A 22,165-nucleotide genomic window follows, 5' to 3' on the forward strand; every position below is an offset into this window, starting at 1 on the left:
ACCTCACTCCACCGCAAACGCTCTATCCAGCCGACTGTAGCCCAGGCCATTTATCTTCTTCACTTTGATCTGCACCGGAATGCGATCTTTCATCGCCTCCACGTGGCTGATCACCCCGATAATCTTGCCGCTGGCGTTGAGGGCATCCAGCGCGTCCAGCGCCGTGTCCAGCGTTTCGCTGTCTAGGGTGCCGAAGCCCTCATCAAGAAACAGAGAGTCAATCCGCGTCTTATGGCTCACCAGGTCTGACAGCGCCAGGGCCAGCGCCAGGCTGACGAGGAAACTTTCGCCGCCGGAGAGGGTGCGGGTGTCGCGCACGGCGTCGGCCTGCCAGGTATCGACCACCTCCAGCTCCAGCGCTTCGCTGGCTTTGCGCTGCAGCAGATAGCGCCCGTGCAGGCGGTTAAGCTGCTGGTTTGCCAGCCAGACCAGATTATCCAGCGTCAGCCCCTGGGCGAATTTGCGGAACCGATCGCCGGTGCTGGAGCCGATCAGCGAGTTGAGATAGCCCCAGTCATCCGCCAGCTGCGCCGCCTCTGCAATCTGCCGCCCCAGCGCCTGCTGATGCTGACGGCTCTCTGCGTCCTGCCTGAGCTGCTGACGGATCTCGCCCTGGCGGGTGGTGTTGTCCCGCAGCCGCTGGGCCAGGTCGTGCAGCTGAGTTTGCAGGGCGGGGATGTCCGCGTCCGTCCCTTGCGGACGCAGCGCCAGGTGCGCCTGCTGCTGCCGGGTCGCCTGCTCGCAGAGCGCCGTCACCTGCTGAAGCTGCTGCTCCAGCGTCTGTTTTAACTGCGTCAGCCGCTGGGCGGTCTCGTCGTCCAGCAGCGCGGCGAGGAACGCCTGCCGATCGTTAAAGCGGCTGGCGGCCAGGGCGGCGGTAAATTGCGCCTGCGACTGGTCCAGGCGCGCCTTCTCTTCGGTCTCCAGCTGCTGCTGGGCGACAAGCTGGCTGTGCAACGCCAGGCACTCTTCGTGGATCGCGCGCCAGTTGTCGGGGATCGCCGGTTCCGCTTCAGCTTCAGCCTCTGCTTCGTCGCTGGCTGGCAGCGTCTCCAGCAGCGGCTGCAGGGCGGCAATCTGCTCCTGAATGGCGCCATGCCGGGTCTGTTGCGCCTGCCACTGGGAAAATTCGCTTTCGCGAGCGTTCAGCCAGGCGGATTCTGTCCCTTCTTCCGGTAGGGTCAGCGTCAGGGCCTGCAGGGCGCTCTCCAGCCCCTGGCGCGTGGCCGTCAGCTGCTGCAGAGCCTGGCGCTCCAGCGCCTCCTGATCGTTGAGCTGGCTCTGCAGCATCAGGCGCTGGCTGAGCTGGTAGAGCTGTTGCTCGTAGCGCTCCTGCTCCTGGATCCAGTCGTTTATCTCTTGCGCAATATCCCGCGTGACCTGCAGAGAGGCGCAGGTTTCCTGCCATGCTTTAGTGAGCGCTTGCTCTTCCTCAGCGAGCCGCCCGGCCGCTTCGGTCTCACGCTGGAGCTGCTGCGTCAGGGCGTTGACCTGCCCGAGGATCAGCAGACCTTCTTCTTTTAGCGCGGCGACCTCTTTTTCCAGCGCATCGCGGCGGCGCTGATTATCCGTGACTGTTAGCGAAGCGTATTGCTCAATCGCTGGATGTTCACAGGAGCCGCACAGCGGGCAGGGCTTACCCGCCTCAAGCCGGGCGCGGTAATCTTCCAGATCTTTAATTGTTTCTTCCCGCTGGCAGAGCGCTTTCAGGTCGAGATAGTGCTGGTTTTTTTCTTTGTACTGCGCCCGGCGTTGCGCCAGGGTAGCGTTGAGTTTTGCCTGCTCCGCCTGCGCCTGCTGTACGCTTTCGGCGTTCTGGCGCAGACGCTTGCGCAGCAGCTGATGCTGTTCATGCAGGGAGAGCAGCCGCTGGCGCAGCGGTCGCGACTGGGTTTGCTGCGCTATCGCCGCCGCAACGTCATCGGCGCTCAGCGACAGAGGACTGGCTGGCAGCGCGGTCAGCTTCTGGCGCAGCGCGGCCAGGCGGCTGGTCTGGGCCGTCAGCTGCTGTTTATCCCGCGTTAGCTGCGAAAATTGCGCCCGCCAGCCGGCAATCTCCTGGCCCCACAAGCGGAATCGCTCATGGGCCGCCAGCCACTGCGCCAGATCGGTCAGTTCAGCCTGCCGCTGCTGCTGAGCGTGCAGGGCGCTGCGGCGGATGCGCGCGCGCAGCGCCGTGCTGGCAAGTAAGCGAGCATTTACTTCATTGATTCGCTGGCGGGTTTGCTCCAGGCCTGCCGCGTGCTCCTGCTGGCGCTCCCACAGGGGGCGCAGCTGGGCGGCGGGCTGGGCCAGCTCAAGCTTCGCCAGCGCCGGCGCGGCGTCGGCCAGCGCCTGGCGGGCCTGCTGCTGGCCGCTGACCGCATGCTGCTGCTGCTGCGCCAGCTCGTCGCGGCGCGTTAGCCACTGGAGCTGCCGCTGCTGGTTTTGCTGCTGCGCCAGCAGAGCTTTCTCTTCGTCAGTAAGCACCTGCAAACTTTCCTGCAGCGCCTGCTGCTGGGCCTCCGTCAGCAGGACGATGCCCGCCGCCTGGGCTTCGAACTTCTCCAGCGTATGGCGAGCGGCTTTGTGCTGCTCATAGACCATCGCCGAAATCTGACCGTAGATTTCCGTGCCTGTCAGCTCCTCCAGCAGCTCCGCGCGATCGCTCGGCTTCGCGTTCAGGAAGGCGGCAAATTGTCCCTGGGAGAGCAGCATCGAGCGGGTGAAGCGGCCATAGTCGAGGCCGGTGAGCGTCGCGGTTTGCTCCAGCTTATCCGAGACCTTATCGGCGAGGATTTTGCCGTCGGCGCAGCGCGCCAGCTCGACGCGGGGCGCCTGCAGGTTGCCATCCGGCTGGTTACGCGCCCGGTTCTGGCTCCAGAAGGCGCGGTAGGCGATGCCCTTCACTTCAAACTCCACCTCCGCCAGACACTCGGCGGTATCGCGGGTCATCAGGTCGTTTTGCGACTGGGAGACTTTATTCAGGCGCGGCGTTTCGTGGTAAAGCGCGAGGCAAATGGCGTCGAGCAGGGTGGTTTTCCCGGCGCCGGTGGCGCCGGTAATGGCGAACAGGCCGTTGCTGGCGAACGGCTCGGCGGTAAAGTCTATCTTCCATTCCCCTTTCAGGGAGTTAAGGTTTTTCAGACGCAGACTGAGGATTTTCATGCGTTTTCGTCCTCCGCGGTGAGCGTATGCAGCGTATGGGCGAACAGCTCGTGCAGCCGGGCGCGCTTCTCATCGTCAATCTCGGTCAGCGCCAGCCGGCGCTCGAACACCTCTTCCACCTTCAGTTCGCTGAGGGTCTCCCGCTGGGCGTTGAGCAGTATTTTCTCGCGCTGCTCGCGGCTGCGGCGCACCAGCAATACTTCCACCGGCAGATCCTCCGTCAGCGCCTGAATTTGACGCTGAATATCGTGCAGGTACTCCTCGGTGGTGATTTCGATATCCAGCCACACCGGCGGGTCCTGTTCAACGCCGCGCCACTGCTCCAGCTGGGCGGTGATGGCGGCCAGATCGCCTTTGATGACCGCTAGCGGCTGGGTGACGGGCACCTCGAGGGTTTCCACGGCGCTGAGTCGCCCATCGCTAAAGCTCACCAGATGCACCGATTTCGCTTTGCCGGTTTCATCAAAGCTCAGCGGCAGCGGCGAGCCGCTGTAGCGGATGTGCTCGCAGCCGCCGACCACCTGCGCCCGGTGAATATGGCCCAGCGCAATGTAGTCGGCAGGGGGGAAGTGCTGCGCCGGGAAGGCATCCAGCGTGCCGATATAAATGTCGCGAACGGCATCGCTTTTGCTGGCGCCGACGGTGGTCAGATGGCCGCTGGCAATGACGGGCAGCGGGCGATCGCCGCGCAGCGCGCAGGCCTGCTGATACTGTTCCTGATAATAGTCGCTGATGGCGTGCAGCAGCTGCTGCTGTTTTTCCCGACCGGAGTGGCCGGCCTGGCTGATGACCAGCTCGCGCGGGCGTAAAAACGGCACCGGGCAGAAGATAGCCCCAGGGGTGCCGTCGCGCCGCGGCAGCTCAATGGGCGGGCAGCCGGCGTTCGCCACGACGGTGGTGTGTAAAAAGGCGAGGATATCGCGGGATTCATTGAGCATCGCCACCGAATCGTGGTTGCCCGCCAGCACCACCAGGCGACAGCCGGTCTGCTGCAACTGGACGACAAAGCGGTTATACAGTTCGCGAGCGTAGCTCGGCGGCGATCCGGTATCAAAAATATCGCCGGCCACGATGATGGCGTCGACTTCATGCTCCTGCGCGCGGGCCAGCAGCCAGCTCAGGAAGGCGTCATGTTCGGCCGCACGGCTTTTGCTGTAAAAATTCTGGCCCAGGTGCCAGTCGGAGGTGTGAAGGATGCGCATAAATCTTCCCTAGCGAAAAAAGCATGAGCGGCAGTATACCATTTGTCGGAGAGGGGTAAGTCCGCGTCATGCTTCAAAATACCCGATCATCAGACGGTCATTTTTTTCATAAATCTGTCACAAAAGTGACGCATAATGACGCCGCACTTCTATACTGATGGCTAAAAAACACAGGGTAAATAATGGCGAGAAGAATTCTGGTCGTTGAAGATGAAGCTCCAATCCGCGAAATGGTCTGCTTTGTTCTGGAGCAAAATGGCTTTCAGCCTGTCGAAGCGGAAGATTATGACAGCGCGGTGAATCAACTCAATGAACCCTGGCCTGATTTGATTCTCCTTGACTGGATGCTGCCGGGCGGTTCGGGGCTGCAGTTTATTAAGCTGCTCAAGCGCGAGGCGATGACCCGTGATATTCCGGTGGTGATGCTGACCGCGCGCGGAGAAGAAGAGGATCGCGTTCGCGGCCTGGAGACCGGGGCGGACGACTACATTACCAAGCCTTTCTCACCGAAGGAGCTGGTGGCGAGAATCAAAGCGGTGATGCGCCGTATTTCGCCGATGGCGGTGGAAGAGGTGATTGAAATGCAGGGGCTGAGCCTCGATCCCTCATCGCACCGGGTGATGACCGGCGAAAGTCCGCTGGACATGGGGCCAACGGAATTTAAATTATTGCATTTCTTTATGACCCATCCGGAGCGGGTGTACAGCCGCGAGCAGCTGCTGAACCACGTTTGGGGAACCAACGTCTATGTGGAAGACCGCACGGTGGACGTCCATATTCGTCGCCTGCGCAAAGCGCTGGAACACAGTGGCCATGATCGGATGGTGCAAACGGTTCGCGGCACGGGGTATCGTTTCTCCGCCCGTTTCTGAATTTTGACAGGAGTGTGACCCGTGCTGGAACGGCTGTCATGGAAAAGGCTGGCGCTGGAGCTCTTTTTAGCGTGTATTCCGGCCCTGATTCTGGGGGCGTTTGTGGGGCATTTGCCGTGGTTTTTACTGGCGGCAGTGACCGGTTTGCTGATCTGGCATTTCTGGAATTTGATGCGCCTGTCGTGGTGGCTGTGGGTGGACCGGAGCATGACCCCTCCGCCCGGCCGCGGCAGCTGGGAGCCGCTGCTGTATGGTCTGCACCAGATGCAGATGCGTAATAAAAAGCGTCGACGTGAGCTGGGAAGCCTGATTAAACGCTTCCGCAGTGGAGCGGAATCGTTGCCGGACGCGGTGGTCCTGACCACGGAGGAGGGAGCCATTTTCTGGTGTAATGGCCTGGCGCAGCAGATTTTAAACCTGCGCTGGCCGGACGACAGTGGGCAAAACATTCTTAACCTTCTGCGCTATCCTGAATTCGCCACCTACCTGAAACAGCGTGATTTTTCAAAACCGCTCAATCTGGTGCTGAATAATGCCCGTCATCTGGAAATTCGCGTGATGCCCTACAGCGACAAGCAGTGGCTGATGGTGGCGCGCGACGTGACGCAGATGCACCAACTGGAAGGGGCGCGGCGTAATTTCTTCGCTAACGTCAGCCATGAGCTGCGCACCCCGCTGACGGTGCTGCAAGGCTATCTGGAGATGATGCAGGAGCAGGTGCTGGAAGGGGCGACCCGTGAAAAGGCCCTGCACACCATGCGTGAGCAAACCCAGCGTATGGAGGGGCTGGTGAAGCAGCTGCTCACGCTGTCGCGTATTGAAGCCGCGCCGGCGCTGGCGATGAATGACCGCATCGACGTGCCGATGATGCTGCGGGTGGTGGAGCGCGAGGCGCAGACCCTCAGCCAGGATAAGCAGACGCTGTTTTTTACCGTCGATGAGCAGCTCAAGGTGCTGGGCAACGAGGAGCAGCTGCGCAGCGCCATTTCTAACCTGGTTTATAACGCGGTGAACCACACCCCGCCGGGCACTGAAATTCGCGTCAGCTGGCAGCGAACGCCGCAGGGGGCGCTGTTCAGCGTCGAAGATAATGGGCCAGGCATTGCGCCGGAGCATATTCCCCGTCTGACCGAGCGTTTCTATCGGGTGGATAAAGCCCGCTCCCGGCAAACGGGGGGCAGCGGCCTGGGGCTGGCGATTGTCAAACACGCGGTCAACCATCATGACAGCCGACTGGAAATAGAAAGTACGGTGGGCAAGGGAACCCGTTTTAGCTTCCTGCTCCCGGAACGATTAATTGCCAGAAACGACACCTGAGCGGCGCACTGTCAGCTTATCTTGCCAATGACCGGCTTCGGCTGGTCATTTTCATTGGCAGTCATTTTCCCCTCGCCTTTTTAATGAACGTGCGCTGCTTTTTTGTTCGCATGATAAGCCACGGGTTTTCCATCAATATGGTAAATGATTCTGGTGTGAAACTGATAACCAGCATAATCATCTGCTTTTGCGATCGTGCCTTGCTTTAAAACGTTATAAGCGTTTAAATTGCGCCTGCGCAGTCGATGACAGACTGCTTTTGCGTGGTAATACCAAAAACAATTCTTTCCCACGCCGCTTCGGGAGCATATCTCGCTGAGTTTACCGGCAATCGCCGCTGTATCGTCCCTGAGAGGGTAGCGCGGTATTTTTCCGTTTTTTTACAACACCACATCCACAGGCAGTAATGAATTTATGACCCATCAGTTAAAATCTCGCGACATCATAGCGTTGGGCTTTATGACCTTCGCGTTGTTCGTTGGCGCAGGCAATATTATTTTCCCTCCGATGGTTGGCTTACAGGCGGGCGAGCACGTCTGGACGGCGGCGATCGGCTTCCTGATCACTGCGGTGGGTCTGCCGGTGCTGACGGTGGTGGCGCTGGCGAAAGTCGGCGGCGGCGTTGAAAGCCTGAGCACCCCGATTGGTAAAGTGGCGGGTATCCTGCTGGCGGTGGTGTGTTATCTCGCGGTAGGACCGCTGTTCGCGACCCCGCGCACCGCGACCGTCTCTTTTGAGGTCGGTATTGCGCCGCTGACCGGCGACGGCCCGCTGCCGCTGCTGATCTACAGCGTTATCTACTTCGCGCTGGTGATCCTGGTCTCACTCTATCCGGGCAAACTGCTGGATACGGTGGGAAATTTCCTTGCGCCGCTGAAAATTATCGCCCTGATTGTGCTGGCGGTCGCCGCGGTTGTCTGGCCGGCGGGCCCGATCAGCGACGCGATGGAAGCGTATCGTACCGCGCCATTCTCCAATGGCTTCGTCAACGGCTACCTGACCATGGACACCCTCGGCGCGATGGTGTTCGGGATCGTGATTGTCAATGCCGCACGCTCCCGCGGCGTCAGCGAAGCGCGTTTGTTGACCCGCTACACCGTCTGGGCGGGCCTGATGGCAGGCGTCGGTCTGACCCTGCTGTATCTGGCGCTGTTCCGTCTGGGCTCTGATAGCGCCACCCTCGTGGACCAGTCCGCTAACGGCGCGGCAATCCTCCACGCTTACGTGCAGCATACCTTCGGCGGGGCGGGCAGCTTCCTGCTGGCAGCGCTGATCTTCATCGCCTGCCTGGTGACGGCGGTGGGTCTGACCTGCGCCTGCGCTGAGTTCTTTGCCCAGTATCTGCCGTTCTCCTATCGCACGCTGGTCTTCATCCTCGGCCTGTTCTCGATGGCGGTCTCCAACCTTGGTCTGAGCCACCTGATTCAGGTGTCGATTCCGGTGTTGACCGCTATCTATCCGCCGTGTATCGCACTGGTTGTATTAAGCTTTACCCGCAGTTGGTGGCATAATTCGTCACGTGTTATCGCGCCGGCCATGTTTATCAGTCTGATGTTTGGTATCATTGACGGGATTAAGTCATCGGCGTTTGCCGCTATCCTGCCGGCCTGGACCGCGCGTCTGCCGCTGGCGGAGCAAGGTCTGGCCTGGCTGATGCCGACCGCCGTGATGGCAATCCTCGCGGTGATCTGGGACCGTGCCGCCGGACGTCAGGTGACCTCCAGCGCGCACTAACCGGCGTTGAGGACAAGCGTTTAACCACGGGACTTCGGGTTCCGTGGTTTTTTATTTTTTGTGTTAAACGGCATTGAAAAACCACGATGGAAAGTAGTAACAAGCTTAAGCGCGGGCTAAGCACCCGGCACATCCGCTTTATGGCCCTGGGTTCCGCCATCGGCACCGGGCTTTTTTACGGTTCAGCCGACGCGATTAAAATGGCCGGACCCAGCGTACTGTTGGCCTACATTATCGGCGGCGTCGCGGCATATATCATTATGCGCGCGCTCGGTGAGATGTCGGTGCATAACCCTTCCGCCAGCTCATTCTCTCGCTATGCTCAGGAAAACCTCGGCGGACTGGCGGGCTATATCACCGGCTGGACCTACTGCTTTGAAATCCTGATCGTCGCCATCGCCGACGTCACCGCCTTCGGTATCTACATGGGCGTCTGGTTCCCGACGGTGCCGCACTGGATCTGGGTGCTCAGCGTGGTGCTCATCATCTGCGCCGTCAACCTGATGAGCGTCAAGGTGTTTGGCGAGCTGGAGTTCTGGTTCTCGTTCTTCAAAGTGGCCACCATCATCATTATGATCCTCGCCGGGTTCGGCATCATTATCTGGGGGATCGGCAACGGCGGCCAGCCGACGGGCATTCATAACCTGTGGAGCAACGGCGGCTTCTTCAGCAACGGTTGGCTGGGAATGGTGATGTCGCTGCAGATGGTGATGTTCGCCTACGGTGGTATCGAAATCATCGGTATTACCGCCGGTGAGGCGAAAGATCCGGAGAAATCCATTCCACGCGCTATCAACTCGGTGCCGATGCGCATTCTGGTGTTCTATGTCGGCACGCTGTTTGTCATTATGTCTATCTATCCGTGGAACCAGGTGGGTACCGACGGCAGCCCCTTTGTCCTGACCTTCCAGCATCTGGGCATTACCTTCGCGGCCAGCATTCTTAACTTCGTGGTCCTGACGGCCTCGCTGTCGGCGATTAATTCCGACGTGTTCGGCGTGGGTCGTATGCTGCACGGCATGGCCGAGCAGGGGAGCGCGCCGAAGGTGTTCGCTAAAACCTCGCGTCGCGGTATTCCGTGGGTGACGGTGATGGTGATGACCATTGCGCTGCTGTTTGCGGTATACCTCAATTACATCATGCCGGAAAACGTCTTCCTGGTGATCGCCTCGCTGGCCACCTTCGCCACCGTGTGGGTGTGGATTATGATCCTGCTGTCGCAGATTGCCTTCCGCCGCCGTCTGTCGCCGGAGGAGGTCAAAGCCCTGAAATTCAAAGTTCCCGGTGGGGTGGCAACCACGGTTGTCGGCCTGCTGTTCCTGGCGTTTATTATCGCCCTGATCGGCTATCATCCGGACACCCGCATCTCGCTGTACGTCGGTATGGCGTGGATTGCACTGCTGCTGCTGGGCTGGGTCTTTAAGACCCGTCGTGAGCGCCGCCTGGCGCAGGCACAGTAATCAACATCGCCCCGGTCTGCATCGCGCGACCGGGGCGGCTTGCCGACCCGCGTCCTCCCCCGTTATCCTCCCCCAAAAAATCCTGTGACGATGAGTTCTGCGCCTGACGGCTATGGCAAGGTGTGCCCATTCTGCACAATGAGGATTCACGATGTTGAAGGCATGGCACCTTCCGGTTGCACCCTTTATCAAGGTGCAACAGGACCGACTGTTTATTACCCTGTGGTTGAGCGGTGAGTCGCTGCCGCAGCGGATCACGCTGCGCGCGGAAGAAGATAACGAAGAGCTGTCGCTGCCGATGCAGCGCCTCCGCCAGGCGCCGAGGCCGGGTGTAGTGGCATGGCGCGGTGAAATCCATCTCGCCAGCGGTCAGCCGCGCCGCCGCTACAGCTTTAAGCTACTGTGGGCCGACCATCAGCGCTGGTTTACGCCGCAGGGCTTCAGCCGTTTCCCGCCGGCCAGGCTGGAGCAGTTCGCCGTCGACCTGCCGGACGCCGGCCCGCAGTGGGTGGCCGATCAGGTTTTCTACCAGATTTTCCCCGATCGCTTTGCCCGCAGCGCTGCGCGTGACGCCGAACAGGATGCGGTCTATTACCATCACGCGGCGGGACGGGAGATTGTGCGCAAGGCGTGGGACGAACCGCTTACCGGCGAGGCGGGCGGGTCGACGTTCTACGGCGGGGATCTCGACGGCATCAGCGAAAAACTGCCTTACCTGAAGCAGCTCGGCGTCACCGCCCTGTATCTGAACCCGGTCTTCGCCGCCCCCAGCGTGCATAAATACGACACCGAGGATTATCGGCGCGTCGATCCGCAGTTTGGCGGCGACGCGGCGCTGCTCCGCTTGCGCCACAACACCCAGCGGGCGGGGATGCGCATGATCCTCGACGGCGTGTTCAACCATACCGGCGATTCCCATCCCTGGTTCGATCGCCACCAGCAGGGCAGCGGCGGCGCCGGCCACCATCCGGACTCCCCGTGGCGCGACTGGTTTACCTTCTCCGGGGAGGGGCAGGCGCACAACTGGCTGGGCTATGCCAGTCTGCCGAAGCTCGACTATCGGTCGACCAGCCTGGTCAACGAGATCTATGCCGGCGAGGACAGCATCGTACGCCACTGGCTGAAGGCGCCGTGGAGTATGGACGGCTGGCGTCTGGACGTGGTGCACATGCTGGGCGAAGGCGGCGGGGCGCGGAATAACCTGCGGCATATCGCCGGCATCACCCAGGCGGCGAAACAAACGCAGCCGGAAGCCTTTGTCTTTGGCGAACATTTTGGCGACGCGCGCCAGTGGCTGCAGGCGGATGCTGAAGATGCGGCAATGAACTACCGCGGCTTCACCTTCCCGATCTGGGGATTCCTCGCCAATACCGATATCTCTTACGATCCGCAGAAGATAGACGCCCAGACCTGTATGGCGTGGATGGATAATTATCGCGCCGGGCTGTCGCATCAGCAGCAGCTGCGGATGTTCAACCAGCTCGACAGCCATGATACGGCGCGTTTTAAATCTCTCCTTGGCAAAGACGTAGCGCGTCTGCCGCTGGCGGTGGTGTGGCTGTTCAGCTGGCCCGGAGTACCGTGTATCTACTACGGCGATGAGGTGGGCGTAGATGGCAATAACGATCCGTTCTGCCGCAAACCGTTCCCGTGGGATCCGGCGCTGCAGGATACCCAGCTGCTGGCGCTGTATCAGCGAATGGCGAAACTACGTAAAGCCCACCAGGCGCTGCGCTACGGCGGCTGCCAGGTGATTTACGCCGAGGATAACGTGGTGGTGTTTGTCCGCGTCTACAAACAGCAGCGGGTACTGGTGGCGATTAACCGCGGCGAAGCCTGCGAAGTGGTTATCGAGGATTCGCCGCTGTTGGACGTGGGAGCCTGGACGCTGCAGGAGGGCGCCGGCGCCTTCCATGACGGGGTACTGACGCTCCCGGCTATCTCCGCCTGCGTCTGGTCCGGTCGTTAACGATAGAGCTGGCTCAGCAGGTCGTCGCGGAGGAGCGCCTCCCGCCACCAGCGCTGAGCCAGTCCGTCATTCCCGCTGCGCCAGGCCATGTAGGTGATATCTTTTTCCCGCCAGCCGGCGACGCTTTTCTCCACCAGACAGCCTTTTTCCAGCCACGGGCGGGCGATATGACGCGGCAGAAAGCCGCAGCCCAGCCCGGCGCACAGCAGTTCGACTTTGCTGGCGAAATCATCGACGCCGATTTGCGGCTGTTCATCAAGCAGATTGCTGTTCAGCGGATGGCAATAGCGGGCGCTGTCGCGGATCACCACCGCCCGGTGCTGGCTGAGCTGCTTATTGCTGAGCGGCGTTTCCGCTCCGGCCAGCGGGTGGGCCGGGGCGACCACGAAAATGTTATCCAGCGCGCCGAGGGTTTGCCATGACCACTCGGCAGAGGTGGGCGGCTCATTGATGGCGCCGAGGATAATATCCGCGCCATGGTGGGTCAGCTCTTCCCATGAACCGGCGAGGGTGTGATGACTGAAGTTCAGCCGGGTCTGCGGGTTTTGCGCGTAGAACTCGGCGATCAGCGGCAGCAGGGCCGAAAAGGGAAACGAGGCGTCGAGGGCGATCGCCAGCTCTCGCTCCCAGCCCGCGCTCAGCTGCTGGGCCTGCTTTTCCAGATCTCTGGCGGCGCTTAAAAGCTGTCGCCCCTTCTCCAGCATCAGCCGCCCGGTATCAGTAAATTTTGCCCGATGGCCGGAACGATCCAACAAGACGATCTCCAGATCGCTCTCCAGCTTCTGGATCATATAGCTCAGAGCGGCGGGGGTTTTATACAGCGACTCTGCGGCGGTGGCGAAGGATCCGTGTCGGTCCAGCGCATCAAGGATCATCAGAACATCAAAGTTTACGCGCATCAGGAGTTTCCATTCATTAATTTCCCCTTGTTGTACCTAAGCGCAATAATCAATGCCAGTGAATAAATCAGAACAGTTTGCCGTAAAATTTTGATGAACGCTGGCATGAGTAAATACTAACCGCTGATAAAATATAAACCACAAAAAAACTTTAATAACTTGTTAGAAATAACTGGCTATACTCACCATGCTTTATCAGTCAGGATCTACACGACGCATTAACCATCATGTCATCTTTTTAACTAATTGATTAAGAAGGTATTTAATGTCTATTCGTGAACTGCTCGATCCCACTAATTCCGCCCTTATCTTTATTGATCATCAGCCACAGATGTCATTCGGCGTGGCGAATATCGATCGCCAGACCCTCAAAAATAACACCGTGGCGCTGGCTAAAGCCGGCAAAATTTTTAATGTACCGGTGATTTACACTTCCGTAGAGACCAAAAGCTTCAGCGGTTATATTTGGCCGGAATTATTGGCCGTGCATCCTGACGTCAAGCCGATTGAGCGTACTTCAATGAACTCCTGGGAAGACGATGCCTTCGTTGCGGCGGTGAAAGCGACCGGCCGTAAAAAGCTGGTGATCTCCGCTCTGTGGACCGAAGTTTGCCTGACGTTTCCGGCGCTGATGGCCCTGGAGGCGGGCTACGAAGTGTATGTGGTCACCGATACCTCCGGCGGTACCTCTGTCGACGCCCATGAGCGCTCCATTGACCGGATGGTGCAGGCGGGCGCGGTGCCGGTGACCTGGCAGCAGGTGCTGCTGGAGTACCAGCGCGACTGGTCGCGCAAAGCGACTTACGATGCGGTGATGGACCTGGTGCGCGAACACAGCGGCGCCTACGGGATGGGCGTGGATTACGCTTATACCATGGTGCATGGCGCGCCAGAGCGTAAAGCTTAAATACACTTCACCCTTCAGGCTGCCTCTTTGTTAGCTGGGTTTGCCCGCCCCGGTCACTGACTGATGTCAGCTCCCGGGACGTGCCGGCTTGCCGCCTCGACGCAGCATGAATGACGTTGTGTATGGTCATCTATGGCTAATGGCGAGAATCATCCTGCCATTCCCCTGAAGCAAGGAATCTTTATGGCGCAGCAAAAATCGGTGACCCTTGTCATCAGCCATCTGCTCGATCCGCAACACGGCCAGCGCTACGAAGAGTGGCTCGGCAAAATCATGCCCATCGCGGCTGAGTTTCCCGGCCATCTCGGGGCGAATGTGATCCGGCCCGCCGCAGGGCAGAATCTGTGGAGCGTGATTATCCGCTTCGACACCCTGGAGCATCTCTATGCCTGGACGCAGTCGGAAACCCGTCGTCAGCTGGTGGCGGAAATTGCCCCGCTGCTGACGGAGGGCGATCGGACGGAGGTGCGGACCGAACCGGCCTTCTGGTTTACCCCGCCGGTGGCGAATGTGCGCCAGCCGCGGCGCTGGAAACAGTTTCTGATCACCCTGCTGGTGATTTTCCCCAGCACCAACCTGGTGCCGACGGTGACCGGCATGCTGTTGCCGTCGCTTAAGGGGAGCCTGCTGCTGCACCTGATCAATGATGCCTGCGTGGTTGCGCTGGTGGTCTGGTTCTGGATGCCCATCGTGACCCGCCTGTTTGCTGGCTGGTTGAAGAAAAACTGAGTCAGCCTCCCCAAGGAGTGTGTTATGTCGCAAACTGCCACACTGATTCTGACCCACGGCCAGATTCATACCCTCGATCGTGCGAATCCGCTGGCGGAAGCCGTGGCCATCGCCGACGGAAAAATTGTTGCCACCGGAAGCCACGATCGGATCATGAGCTTTGCCGCCGAGGGAACGCAGATCGTCGATCTCAAAGGGCATACGGTGATCCCGGGCCTCAACGATTCTCACCTGCATCTGATCCGCGGAGGGTTGAACTACAACCTTGAGCTCCGCTGGGAGGGCGTGCCCTCGCTGGCCGATGCCCTGCGAATGCTTAAGGATCAGGCGGATCGCACACCGTCGCCGCAGTGGGTGCGGGTGGTCGGCGGCTGGAGCGAATTCCAGTTCGCCGAACGACGGATGCCGACCCTGGAAGAGCTAAACGACGCGGCGCCCGATACGCCAGTGTTTGTGCTACATCTCTACGATCGCGCACTGCTGAACCGCGCGGCGCTGAAAGCCGTGGGGTATAGCAAAGAGACGCCGGATCCGGTGGGCGGAGAGATCGTCCGCGATAGCCACGGCAACCCGACCGGGATGCTGATTGCCAAACCAAACGCCATGATCCTCTACGCCACCCTGGCCAAAGGGCCGAAGCTGCCGCTGGATCTGCAGGTGAACTCCACCCGTCAGTTTATGCGCGAGCTGAACCGACTGGGGCTGACCAGCGCCATCGACGCCGGGGGCGGTTTCCAGAACTACCCGGAAGATTACGAAATTATCGAGCAGCTGCACGCAAAAGATCAGATGACCGTGCGCATCGCCTACAACCTGTTTACCCAGCGACCGAAGCAGGAGCTGGAGGACTTCGAGCGCTGGACCGATATGCTGAAGCCGGGGCAGGGAACCGATTTCTATCGCGCCAACGGCGCCGGCGAGATGTTGGTGTTTTCGGCGGCGGATTTTGAAGATTTCCTGCAGCCGCGGCCGGATTTGCCGCAAGGCATGGAAGATGAGCTGGAGCGGGTGGTGCGCCATCTGGTGGAACATCGCTGGCCGTTCCGCCTGCATGCCACCTACGACGAGTCCATCAGCCGGATGCTGGACGTGTTTGAGAAGGTGAACCGTGACATTCCGTTTAATGGCCTGCACTGGTTCTTCGATCATGCCGAGACCATTACCGAGCGCAACATTGAGCGGGTGAAGGCGCTGGGGGGCGGCATTGCGGTGCAGCACCGGATGGCCTTCCAGGGCGAATATTTTGTCGATCGCTACGGCAAAGAGGCGGTGAAACATACGCCGCCGGTAGCGAAAATGCTGGAGCTGGACGTACCGGTAGGGTTAGGGACCGATGCCACCCGCGTCGCCAGCTATAATCCGTGGACCGCGCTGTACTGGCTGGTCTCCGGGCGCACCGTTGGCGGGATGGCGATGTATGACGACAACAACCGCCTGCCGCGCGATGTCGCGCTGGAGCTGTGGACGGCGGGCAGCGCCTGGTTCTCCAGCGAGCAGGGTAAAAAGGGCCGTCTGGCCGCCGGTCAGCTTGCCGATCTGGTGGTGCTGTCGAAGGACTATTTCAGCGTCGCGGAAGAGGAGATCAAAGGCATTGAGTCGGTGCTGACGGTGGTTGATGGCAAAGTGGTGTACGCCGCCGGTCACTTCTCGCCGCTGGCGCCGCCGCCGATCCCGGTGCTGCCGGAGTGGTCGCCGGTGGTGAAGGTCCCGGGCCATTACCGTTCCGCTCCGCCAGCGGCGGCCAAAATTGGCGCCATAGTCCAGATGCACCAGTGCTGCGGTAGCTGCGGTGTCCACGGCCATCAGCATGATATCGCGCGAAAATCGTCGATCCCGGTCTCCGACGAGCAGGCCTTCTGGGGCGTGCTGGGTTGCTCCTGCTTTGCCTTCTGATGCCTGACGCCTCCGCCCCGGTTGCTAAGGGCGGAGGTCTCAGCCACCTTTCACGCATCAATAGCGCTGCTGTGAGCCAAAAAGCGCCATGCGGCGGGCAATCATTTCGCGTACTGGCTGCAGTCCCTGGGCGATCACTTTCCGCGGATCGTTCACATCGTGCCCGGTATCGGCAGCAAAGATCGCCTTCACCTGCTGGCACCAGGCGTACATATTTTCGGTATTAACGTTAATCTTGGCGGTGCCGCAGGCAATCGCCCGGCGCATATCCTCATCGGCAATACCGGTGCCGCCATGCAGCACCAGCGGAACCTTCACCCGCTCGGCAATGGCTTTCATCTCGGTAAATCCCAGTCGGGCTTTGCCTTTATACAGGCCATGGGTGGAGCCCAGCGCGGCGGCGAGGCAATCCACCTGGGTTTCTGTCACCAGAGTGTAGCACTCCTGCGGATCGGCGTAGATGACTTCGGAATTGACAATGCCGTCTTCACTGCCGGCGATAGTCCCCAGTTCGGCCTCCACGGAGATACCTTTGCTGTGCGCCAGCGTCACCAGATGGTGAGTAATGGCCAGGTTTTCCCTGAACGGCAGATGCGAGCCATCAAACATAATGGAACTGAAGCCGGCGGCGATCGCCGCTTCGCAGGCCTCCCGGGAGGTGCCATGATCCAGATGCAGCGCCACCGGAACATCAATATGCAAATACTCCATGGCGTTAACTACGATGTCATGAATACATTTTAACCCGAGCATATGCTTAACCGTGCCGCCGGACACGCCCAAAATAACCGGTGAGCGGCACTGCTGGGCGGTGCTTAATACGGCGCCGACCCATTCCAGATTATTAATGTTGAACTGACCGACGGCGTAGCCGTCCCGCAGGGCATGCTGAAGCATGTCCTTCATCGACACTAACATATTCACCTCTTGATATTTATTAAATGCAGTTATTCTTCAAAATATTGCTTTAAGTTTCTCTCGTAGTTATTTAACGAGTGGTGGACGACCGCCAGGTCCGGCATAGATTCCCGTACCCCTTTTTTCTCAATAGAAATGGCGGCGGTCAGGCTGGCAAATAAAATAATATTATCTATGTGCCATGAGTAGTGGACGCCATAGGTGAAGGCACCGTGAAATACATCTCCGGCTCCGGTGGTATCAACGGCATTGCACAGCCAGGAAGGAACGATCTGCAGCATACCGCTTTTTAAAAAAGCGCAGCCTTTTTCGCCAAGGGTAATAAATGCTTCACCGCGGCAAATTTTATTCAGCTCAATCAGCGCCGCTTTAATTTCTGCTTCGGTGCTCAGCGAGCGATAGCTCATATAATCGCGGGCAAAATGTTCGCTCACTACAAAATAGTCGGTCCAGGCTGCGAGTTTTATATTGCTGGCGCGCAGTGACCCGCCGTCCATCACCACTCTGGCGTTCGGCAGTTTCTTAATTAAATATTCACTGATTTCCGGCTCATGGCCGTCAATTAAAATGGTGACCGGCTCCTCGGCGGCAATCAGTCGTTCGGCGAGGTCGTCCAGTTTGAGCTTTTGATCGTAGGTCAGGGAAGGCGGTGTCTGCATCTTGCGGGTAATAATCGTCCGCGAACCCGTTAAGCGATTGACCAGCACCGAGGCCAGCGGGGTGATCATGTCATCGGAGAAAACCACCTGGCTGGTATCCACCCCCGCTTCGGCAAACTCATCGATAATGCGCTGACCGTAAAGGTCCTGATGCAGATGGCCGATGTAATAGACCTCCTCACCCCATAATCCCAGCAGCCATGCCGCATTGGCCGCCGGGCCGCCGCCGCTTTCTATAAAATCATGACAAAAGTTTTTGGTATTCTCCTGGGGCCATTCATTGAGAAAGAAAAACTGATCGAAACAGGCAAATCCAATGGACAAAATAGCCATAACCACTCCTGATTATTTGTCAGCGGCGGGAAGCGTGACCTTCCCGCAGGGAAAAATGACCTCGCTTATTCATTTTTCTGCTTGGCAGTAAGCTCCTCATAGCTGAGCGTGTTGCCCACTACCCGTACCTGACGGAAGCAGAAAGGCACCAGCAGCGCGACGAGCAGCGCCAGACAAATCAGGTAGATAGTGACCTGGCCAAACTGGGTGAACGCGTTACCGATAATGATGCCCCACACTGCGAAGTCGAAATCGGCGAAGGTGCTGTTTTCAAACCCGAGGTTGCCGAGCGCCGGCAGCAGCATCGCCGGCAGGAAGGCGAGGAAGATCCCGCCGATAAAGGCGGCGATGATACACCCGCGCTTACCGCCCAGCTTGTCGGCAAAGACCCCGGAGGTGCCGCCGCAGAAGAAGTGCGGCACCATGCCGGGAATAATCAGCGCCATGCCCAGTCCGCCGAGCATGAGCATCCCGACCAGACCGCCCACAAAGGAGCTGATGAATCCCACCACCACCGCGGTGGGGCTAAAGGTGAAGAACACCGCGCAGTCAACGGCCGGGATGGAGTCCGGGATCAGTTTCTGGCTGATGCCCTGGAATGCCGGCACCAGATCGCCGAGGATCAACCGCACGCCGTTGTAGACAATGGCTACGCCAACGGCGAACTGCAGACCGGTCAGCACGGAGAAGATCAGCATATTCTGGTCGGTGATGGTGCTCAGGTACGCCGACCCGGCGACAGCGCTGCAGATGAAGTAGATAACAAACATCACGATACCGGTGGTGACGGTGGTATCGCGCAGAAATCCCCATTTCTCTGAGATTTCGGTATCGGCGAAGGAGTTTGCCGGATTGCCGGTCCGGCTGGCGATCCACGCCGAGAGGTAGTAGCCCAGGGAGCCGAAATGGCCCATGGCGATCCCGCCGTCTTCGGTTACCTGCCTGGTGTAACGCTGGCCAATGGCCGGGGAAATGGCCGACCATGAGCCCAACAGGAATCCGCCGATCAGGATCAACATCCAGCCCTGGAACTCCGCCGCCTGCAGGACGGCGGAGAACAGGCAGGCGAGAAAGAACGAATGATGGCCGGTGAGAAAGATATATTTATATTTGGTGCAGCGGGCTATGATCAGGTTGAAAATAAAGCCCAACAGCAAAATACTCATGGTTTCCACGCCCAGCATTTTCTGGGCGACGGAGACAATGGCTTCATTATTAGGAATAACGCCGCGGATATTAAATCCAGCTTCGATAATACCGCCCAGCGGGTTGAGATTGGCAACGATAACGCCTGCGCCAGCGCTCAGCATCAAATAGCCTAAAATCGGCTTTAATGTACCGGTAAGGAGTTTGTTGCCGGGGGAGCGCAGCGCCACTAAGCCAACGAAGGCGATAAGCCCCATTAAAAAAGCGGGTTGACTGAATATTTCCGTTAAGAAACTAAGAATAGCCTGCATGGTCGTTCCCTCTATGCTGATTAAGAGTGAGTCGCAGCAATTTTCATCAGCGCGTCGGTAATATCCTCGGCGATTTTTGCTTTATGGACGTAGCTGCGAATAATGGCGACATGACAGTGGGCCGGAAATTGATTTGCCAGTTCTTTGATCGTGACGTAAAGGTCGGCTTTTTCCCCGACGGCGTTAGCAAAATCGACCGAAGCGACGTCCGCTTTGATACCTAATTCTTCACAGATCTTCTTCACATTATTCGCAGCCATCAATGAACTGCCAATACCGTTACCACAAACCGTTCTGATAACTAACATAATGACTACTCCATTTGTTTTTGGATGAAATGTAAGACTGAATTCACGTCATTTTCCTGCTGAAGAAAAGTCACGATATCTGACTCGATCAGCGAGGCAATCAGTTGGATCATTTTGATATGACTGTCAGCATCGGCGCCGGCGATCGCGATGACGACGGTAACCGGATCGAACTCATCGTGGCCGAAGGTCACTGGCGTGGCGGTGGTGACAAGCGAAAATCCGGTCTGCAATGCCCCTTTTTCCGGGCGGGCGTGCGGCATGGCAATCCCGTCATCTATCACGATGGCGGCGCCAAAATCCTCGTATACTGTCAGCATCTCGTTGACATATTCGGCGCTGCAAATCTGGCGCCTGGCGAGTAATGAACCCGCCAGTTCGATGGCCTCCTCCGCATGGGAAATATTCTGCTTCAGGGCGATTAACGTCGGGTCAAAAATAATATCCATTCTCTTCTCCTGAACGTATTCCTGTTCCTGAGTAAAATCATGACCAAATACATTGATAAAAATGATGGATGGGATCACATCCGCGGTTTTAAATATTGATGGCGATCACATCGACGGCAAAGTGCTGGCTGAAAATCATATAAATAATTTATTTGTTTTTCAGTGTGTTATGAAATGGTTGAGATTTAACGCTGAAATTTGACAGAGAAAAAATGAGAGGCAGAGCGAAATTTTTCAGCAAAAGTGTATTGCTGGTCACAAATATCAGCGGGTCATTTTCTTAAATTTTGACGCCGCTAACAAAAAAGGCCCGCTTGAGCGGGCCTTTTATAAAAACGTGTGTCGATTACAGGCTGGAGACGTTTTCGGTCAGGTATTTTGCCACGCCTTCCGGAGAGGCAGCCATACCTTCTTTTCCTTTTTCCCACTGCGCCGGGCAGACTTCGCCGTGCTCTTCGTGGAACTGCAGCGCGTCAACCATGCGCAGCATTTCGTCGATGTTACGGCCCAGCGGCAGGTCGTTAACCACCTGGTGGCGAACCACGCCGTTGGCGTCGATCAGGAAGGAGCCGCGCAGCGCTACGCCTTCGTCCGGATGCTCGATACCGTAAGCTTTCTGGATTTCACGTTTGATGTCGGCAACCATCGCGTATTTAACCGGGCCGATACCGCCCTGGTCTACCGGGGTATTACGCCATGCGTTGTGCACGAACTCGGAGTCGAAGGAAACGCCAACCACTTCCACGCCGCGTTTCTGGAATTCTTCGTAACGTTTGTCGAACGCGATCAGCTCAGACGGGCAAACGAAGGTGAAGTCCATCGGCCAGAAGAACAGAACGGTAGGTTTACCGTTGGTGTGCTGTTTGAAATTGAATTTCTCAACGATCTCACCATTACCCAGCACAGCGGCTGCAGTAAAATCCGGCGCTTGACGAGTGACCAGAACCATTTGATTCTCCTGTAATTACTAAGGTTATTTGGAACGCAACGCGGGCAAGTATAGAGCCTGTCCGCCAATAACACAAAGAGGCGCTGACAATCGTTCAGCCAGCTTTTACCTATCAATGTCGCAGCGATTACAGCTGTTTGTTTTTCGCCTGACGCATCATCTGCGGATAAAAGCGCCAGAACTGCCCCTCCAGCCGGTCGTAGTGAGTATCCAGATCCTGCCAGGAGTCGCGCAGCGCCTCGAGACGCGGGCGGCGGCTGGCCATGCCATTGAGCACGCGCTGAATAAAATCCATCTCCTGGTAGCGCTCCAGCCAGCGCTCCGACCAGAGGTATTGATTGAGATTGACGAAGCGGGGCGGCGAGTCGGGCAGGATCGGCACGATCTGCCGCTCGGCGTAGCGCACGAACTCGTCCAGCGGCAGGTCTGGGGAGAGTTGCGCCCAGTGCTGCGACAGGAAATGATCCCACATGACGTCGAGGGTGATGGGGGCGACGCGGCGGGTCTGCGGGCGAAACCACTCCCGCGCCTCTTTGACTTCCGCCAGGTTGTCAGTCAGCACGTCAATTCGCCGATGCATATAGATGCCATCGACGATCGCCGCCGGATAGTCGCCCTGCGGGTTGCCGCGCACAAAGTCGGCCATCAGATTGCCGGGCAGCGAACTGTCGGCGAGATGGGCCAGGTGCAGGTGGGCGAGAAAATTCATAGCGACGACATCCTTTAAATACTTTATGGCGAGCAGAGTGAGCGGTGTAGCGCTGCGCGTCGCCCTGAACGGCAGCCCCGGTGCCCGAATGGCGTGCTGTCTGGCCGCGCGCGGCCCTCTGCCACCGGTGATGCATTCGGCTGCCGCATGGCGGCATTCGGAATGATTTGGAATATAGATTATGTCATTCGTCCGGAGGGGTAAAGGTTGCAGGCAGAACGCCCCGGCACTAGACTACCCGCCTCTTTATTCAG

19 protein-coding genes and 1 pseudogene are annotated in these 22,165 nt (G+C 58.4%); 10 read left to right on the top strand and 10 right to left on the bottom strand.

Annotated features, from left to right (window positions below; all coding sequences use genetic code 11):
• Window positions 1–3: 3 nt before the first annotated feature.
• The gene (sbcC, locus tag GQR96_RS05185; protein ID WP_069734246.1) at window positions 4–3,147 is read right to left on the bottom strand and encodes an exonuclease subunit SbcC; all 3,144 of its coding nucleotides are present in this window, start codon (window positions 3,145–3,147) and stop codon (window positions 4–6) included.
• Window positions 3,144–4,349: an exonuclease subunit SbcD gene (sbcD, locus tag GQR96_RS05190; RefSeq protein ID WP_017898937.1), complete on the bottom strand. Its 1,206-nt coding sequence runs from the start codon at window positions 4,347–4,349 to the stop codon at window positions 3,144–3,146. Before sbcD ends, sbcC begins: the two co-directional genes overlap by 4 nt.
• A gap of 182 nt (window positions 4,350–4,531) precedes the next feature.
• Here sbcD and phoB point away from each other — a divergent pair, with 182 nt between their 5' ends.
• The 5 genes from phoB (at window position 4,532) to malZ (ending at window position 11,701) form a co-directional block, all read left to right on the top strand.
• Window positions 4,532–5,221: a phosphate response regulator transcription factor PhoB gene (gene phoB / locus GQR96_RS05195; RefSeq protein WP_004204861.1), complete on the top strand. Its 690-nt coding sequence runs from the start codon at window positions 4,532–4,534 to the stop codon at window positions 5,219–5,221.
• A 21-nt stretch (window positions 5,222–5,242) separates the two neighbouring features.
• Complete coding sequence (phoR, locus tag GQR96_RS05200; protein ID WP_017898936.1) at window positions 5,243–6,538, top strand: phosphate regulon sensor histidine kinase PhoR; 1,296 nt, start codon at window positions 5,243–5,245, stop codon at window positions 6,536–6,538.
• Window positions 6,539–6,952: 414 nt separating this feature from the next.
• Window positions 6,953–8,272: a branched-chain amino acid transporter carrier protein BrnQ gene (brnQ, locus tag GQR96_RS05205; RefSeq protein WP_004204859.1), complete on the top strand. Its 1,320-nt coding sequence runs from the start codon at window positions 6,953–6,955 to the stop codon at window positions 8,270–8,272.
• Between the two features lie 86 nt (window positions 8,273–8,358).
• Window positions 8,359–9,732, top strand: coding sequence for a proline-specific permease ProY (gene proY / locus GQR96_RS05210; protein WP_004204857.1), 1,374 nt, complete (start codon window positions 8,359–8,361; stop codon window positions 9,730–9,732).
• Between the two features lie 151 nt (window positions 9,733–9,883).
• Window positions 9,884–11,701, top strand: a complete 1,818-nt coding sequence (gene malZ, locus GQR96_RS05215; protein WP_048294242.1) for a maltodextrin glucosidase — start codon at window positions 9,884–9,886, stop codon at window positions 11,699–11,701.
• On the opposite strand, the gene GQR96_RS05220 is transcribed toward malZ, so the two are convergent.
• A complete protein-coding gene (locus GQR96_RS05220; RefSeq protein ID WP_004204855.1) occupies window positions 11,698–12,600 on the bottom strand; it encodes a LysR substrate-binding domain-containing protein in 903 nt (300 codons plus the stop codon). The two genes, malZ and GQR96_RS05220, sit on opposite strands and share 4 nt — an antisense overlap.
• A gap of 265 nt (window positions 12,601–12,865) precedes the next feature.
• Between GQR96_RS05220 and GQR96_RS05225 the strand changes: the two genes are divergently transcribed.
• The 3 genes from GQR96_RS05225 (at window position 12,866) to GQR96_RS05235 (ending at window position 16,129) form a co-directional block, all read left to right on the top strand.
• Window positions 12,866–13,507 carry a hydrolase gene (locus GQR96_RS05225; RefSeq protein WP_002890357.1) on the top strand — a complete coding sequence of 214 codons (642 nt, stop codon included), beginning with the start codon at window positions 12,866–12,868 and terminating at the stop codon, window positions 13,505–13,507.
• A 183-nt stretch (window positions 13,508–13,690) separates the two neighbouring features.
• Window positions 13,691–14,236 (top strand): antibiotic biosynthesis monooxygenase, encoded by a 546-nt coding sequence (locus GQR96_RS05230; protein WP_004204853.1) that lies wholly within the window; start codon window positions 13,691–13,693, stop codon window positions 14,234–14,236.
• A gap of 24 nt (window positions 14,237–14,260) precedes the next feature.
• A complete protein-coding gene (locus tag GQR96_RS05235; protein ID WP_017898933.1) occupies window positions 14,261–16,129 on the top strand; it encodes an amidohydrolase in 1,869 nt (622 codons plus the stop codon).
• Window positions 16,130–16,186: 57 nt separating this feature from the next.
• On the opposite strand, the gene fba is transcribed toward GQR96_RS05235, so the two are convergent.
• The 5 genes from fba to GQR96_RS05260 form a co-directional block, all read right to left on the bottom strand.
• Window positions 16,187–17,041: a class II fructose-1,6-bisphosphate aldolase gene (gene fba, locus GQR96_RS05240; RefSeq protein ID WP_072140532.1), complete on the bottom strand. Its 855-nt coding sequence runs from the start codon at window positions 17,039–17,041 to the stop codon at window positions 16,187–16,189.
• A gap of 35 nt (window positions 17,042–17,076) precedes the next feature.
• Entirely contained in the window at window positions 17,077–18,039 is a 963-nt protein-coding gene (locus GQR96_RS05245; RefSeq protein ID WP_004204849.1) for a carbohydrate kinase family protein, read from the bottom strand.
• Between the two features lie 65 nt (window positions 18,040–18,104).
• Window positions 18,105–19,496, bottom strand: a complete 1,392-nt coding sequence (locus tag GQR96_RS05250) for a PTS ascorbate transporter subunit IIC (RefSeq protein ID WP_004204848.1) — start codon at window positions 19,494–19,496, stop codon at window positions 18,105–18,107.
• 20 nt (window positions 19,497–19,516) lie between these two features.
• Complete coding sequence (locus GQR96_RS05255; RefSeq protein ID WP_017898931.1) at window positions 19,517–19,804, bottom strand: PTS sugar transporter subunit IIB; 288 nt, start codon at window positions 19,802–19,804, stop codon at window positions 19,517–19,519.
• Window positions 19,805–19,809: 5 nt separating this feature from the next.
• Window positions 19,810–20,253: a PTS sugar transporter subunit IIA gene (locus tag GQR96_RS05260; RefSeq protein ID WP_004204845.1), complete on the bottom strand. Its 444-nt coding sequence runs from the start codon at window positions 20,251–20,253 to the stop codon at window positions 19,810–19,812.
• A gap of 55 nt (window positions 20,254–20,308) precedes the next feature.
• Here GQR96_RS05260 and GQR96_RS05265 point away from each other — a divergent pair, with 55 nt between their 5' ends.
• Complete coding sequence (locus tag GQR96_RS05265; RefSeq protein ID WP_048326257.1) at window positions 20,309–20,455, top strand: hypothetical protein; 147 nt, start codon at window positions 20,309–20,311, stop codon at window positions 20,453–20,455.
• A gap of 144 nt (window positions 20,456–20,599) precedes the next feature.
• Here the strand turns inward: GQR96_RS05265 and GQR96_RS05270 are convergent, their stop codons facing one another.
• Window positions 20,600–21,202, bottom strand: a complete 603-nt coding sequence (locus GQR96_RS05270; RefSeq protein ID WP_004178733.1) for a peroxiredoxin — start codon at window positions 21,200–21,202, stop codon at window positions 20,600–20,602.
• 127 nt (window positions 21,203–21,329) lie between these two features.
• Window positions 21,330–21,911, bottom strand: coding sequence for an ACP phosphodiesterase (gene acpH / locus GQR96_RS05275; protein WP_004204843.1), 582 nt, complete (start codon window positions 21,909–21,911; stop codon window positions 21,330–21,332).
• 88 nt (window positions 21,912–21,999) lie between these two features.
• Between acpH and GQR96_RS05280 the strand changes: the two are divergent.
• A pseudogene (locus GQR96_RS05280) lies at window positions 22,000–22,115 on the top strand (hypothetical protein).
• Window positions 22,116–22,165: the final 50 nt, after the last annotated feature.

Source organism: Klebsiella sp. PCX, from assembly GCF_021869705.1.
GTDB classification, from domain to species: Bacteria; Pseudomonadota; Gammaproteobacteria; order Enterobacterales; family Enterobacteriaceae; genus Klebsiella; species Klebsiella quasipneumoniae.

Coding starts and splice junctions, on each gene's coding strand:
- sbcC (WP_069734246.1), bottom strand. CDS start 3,147: ATGAAAATCCTCAGTCTGCGTCTGAAAAACCTTAACTCCCTGAAAGGG.
- sbcD (WP_017898937.1), bottom strand. CDS start 4,349: ATGCGCATCCTTCACACCTCCGACTGGCACCTGGGCCAGAATTTTTAC.
- phoB (WP_004204861.1), top strand. CDS start 4,532: ATGGCGAGAAGAATTCTGGTCGTTGAAGATGAAGCTCCAATCCGCGAA.
- brnQ (WP_004204859.1), top strand. CDS start 6,953: ATGACCCATCAGTTAAAATCTCGCGACATCATAGCGTTGGGCTTTATG.
- proY (WP_004204857.1), top strand. CDS start 8,359: ATGGAAAGTAGTAACAAGCTTAAGCGCGGGCTAAGCACCCGGCACATC.
- malZ (WP_048294242.1), top strand. CDS start 9,884: ATGTTGAAGGCATGGCACCTTCCGGTTGCACCCTTTATCAAGGTGCAA.
- GQR96_RS05220 (WP_004204855.1), bottom strand. CDS start 12,600: ATGCGCGTAAACTTTGATGTTCTGATGATCCTTGATGCGCTGGACCGA.
- GQR96_RS05225 (WP_002890357.1), top strand. CDS start 12,866: ATGTCTATTCGTGAACTGCTCGATCCCACTAATTCCGCCCTTATCTTT.
- GQR96_RS05230 (WP_004204853.1), top strand. CDS start 13,691: ATGGCGCAGCAAAAATCGGTGACCCTTGTCATCAGCCATCTGCTCGAT.
- GQR96_RS05235 (WP_017898933.1), top strand. CDS start 14,261: ATGTCGCAAACTGCCACACTGATTCTGACCCACGGCCAGATTCATACC.
- GQR96_RS05245 (WP_004204849.1), bottom strand. CDS start 18,039: ATGGCTATTTTGTCCATTGGATTTGCCTGTTTCGATCAGTTTTTCTTT.
- GQR96_RS05250 (WP_004204848.1), bottom strand. CDS start 19,496: ATGCAGGCTATTCTTAGTTTCTTAACGGAAATATTCAGTCAACCCGCT.
- GQR96_RS05255 (WP_017898931.1), bottom strand. CDS start 19,804: ATGTTAGTTATCAGAACGGTTTGTGGTAACGGTATTGGCAGTTCATTG.
- GQR96_RS05260 (WP_004204845.1), bottom strand. CDS start 20,253: ATGGATATTATTTTTGACCCGACGTTAATCGCCCTGAAGCAGAATATT.
- GQR96_RS05270 (WP_004178733.1), bottom strand. CDS start 21,202: ATGGTTCTGGTCACTCGTCAAGCGCCGGATTTTACTGCAGCCGCTGTG.
- acpH (WP_004204843.1), bottom strand. CDS start 21,911: ATGAATTTTCTCGCCCACCTGCACCTGGCCCATCTCGCCGACAGTTCG.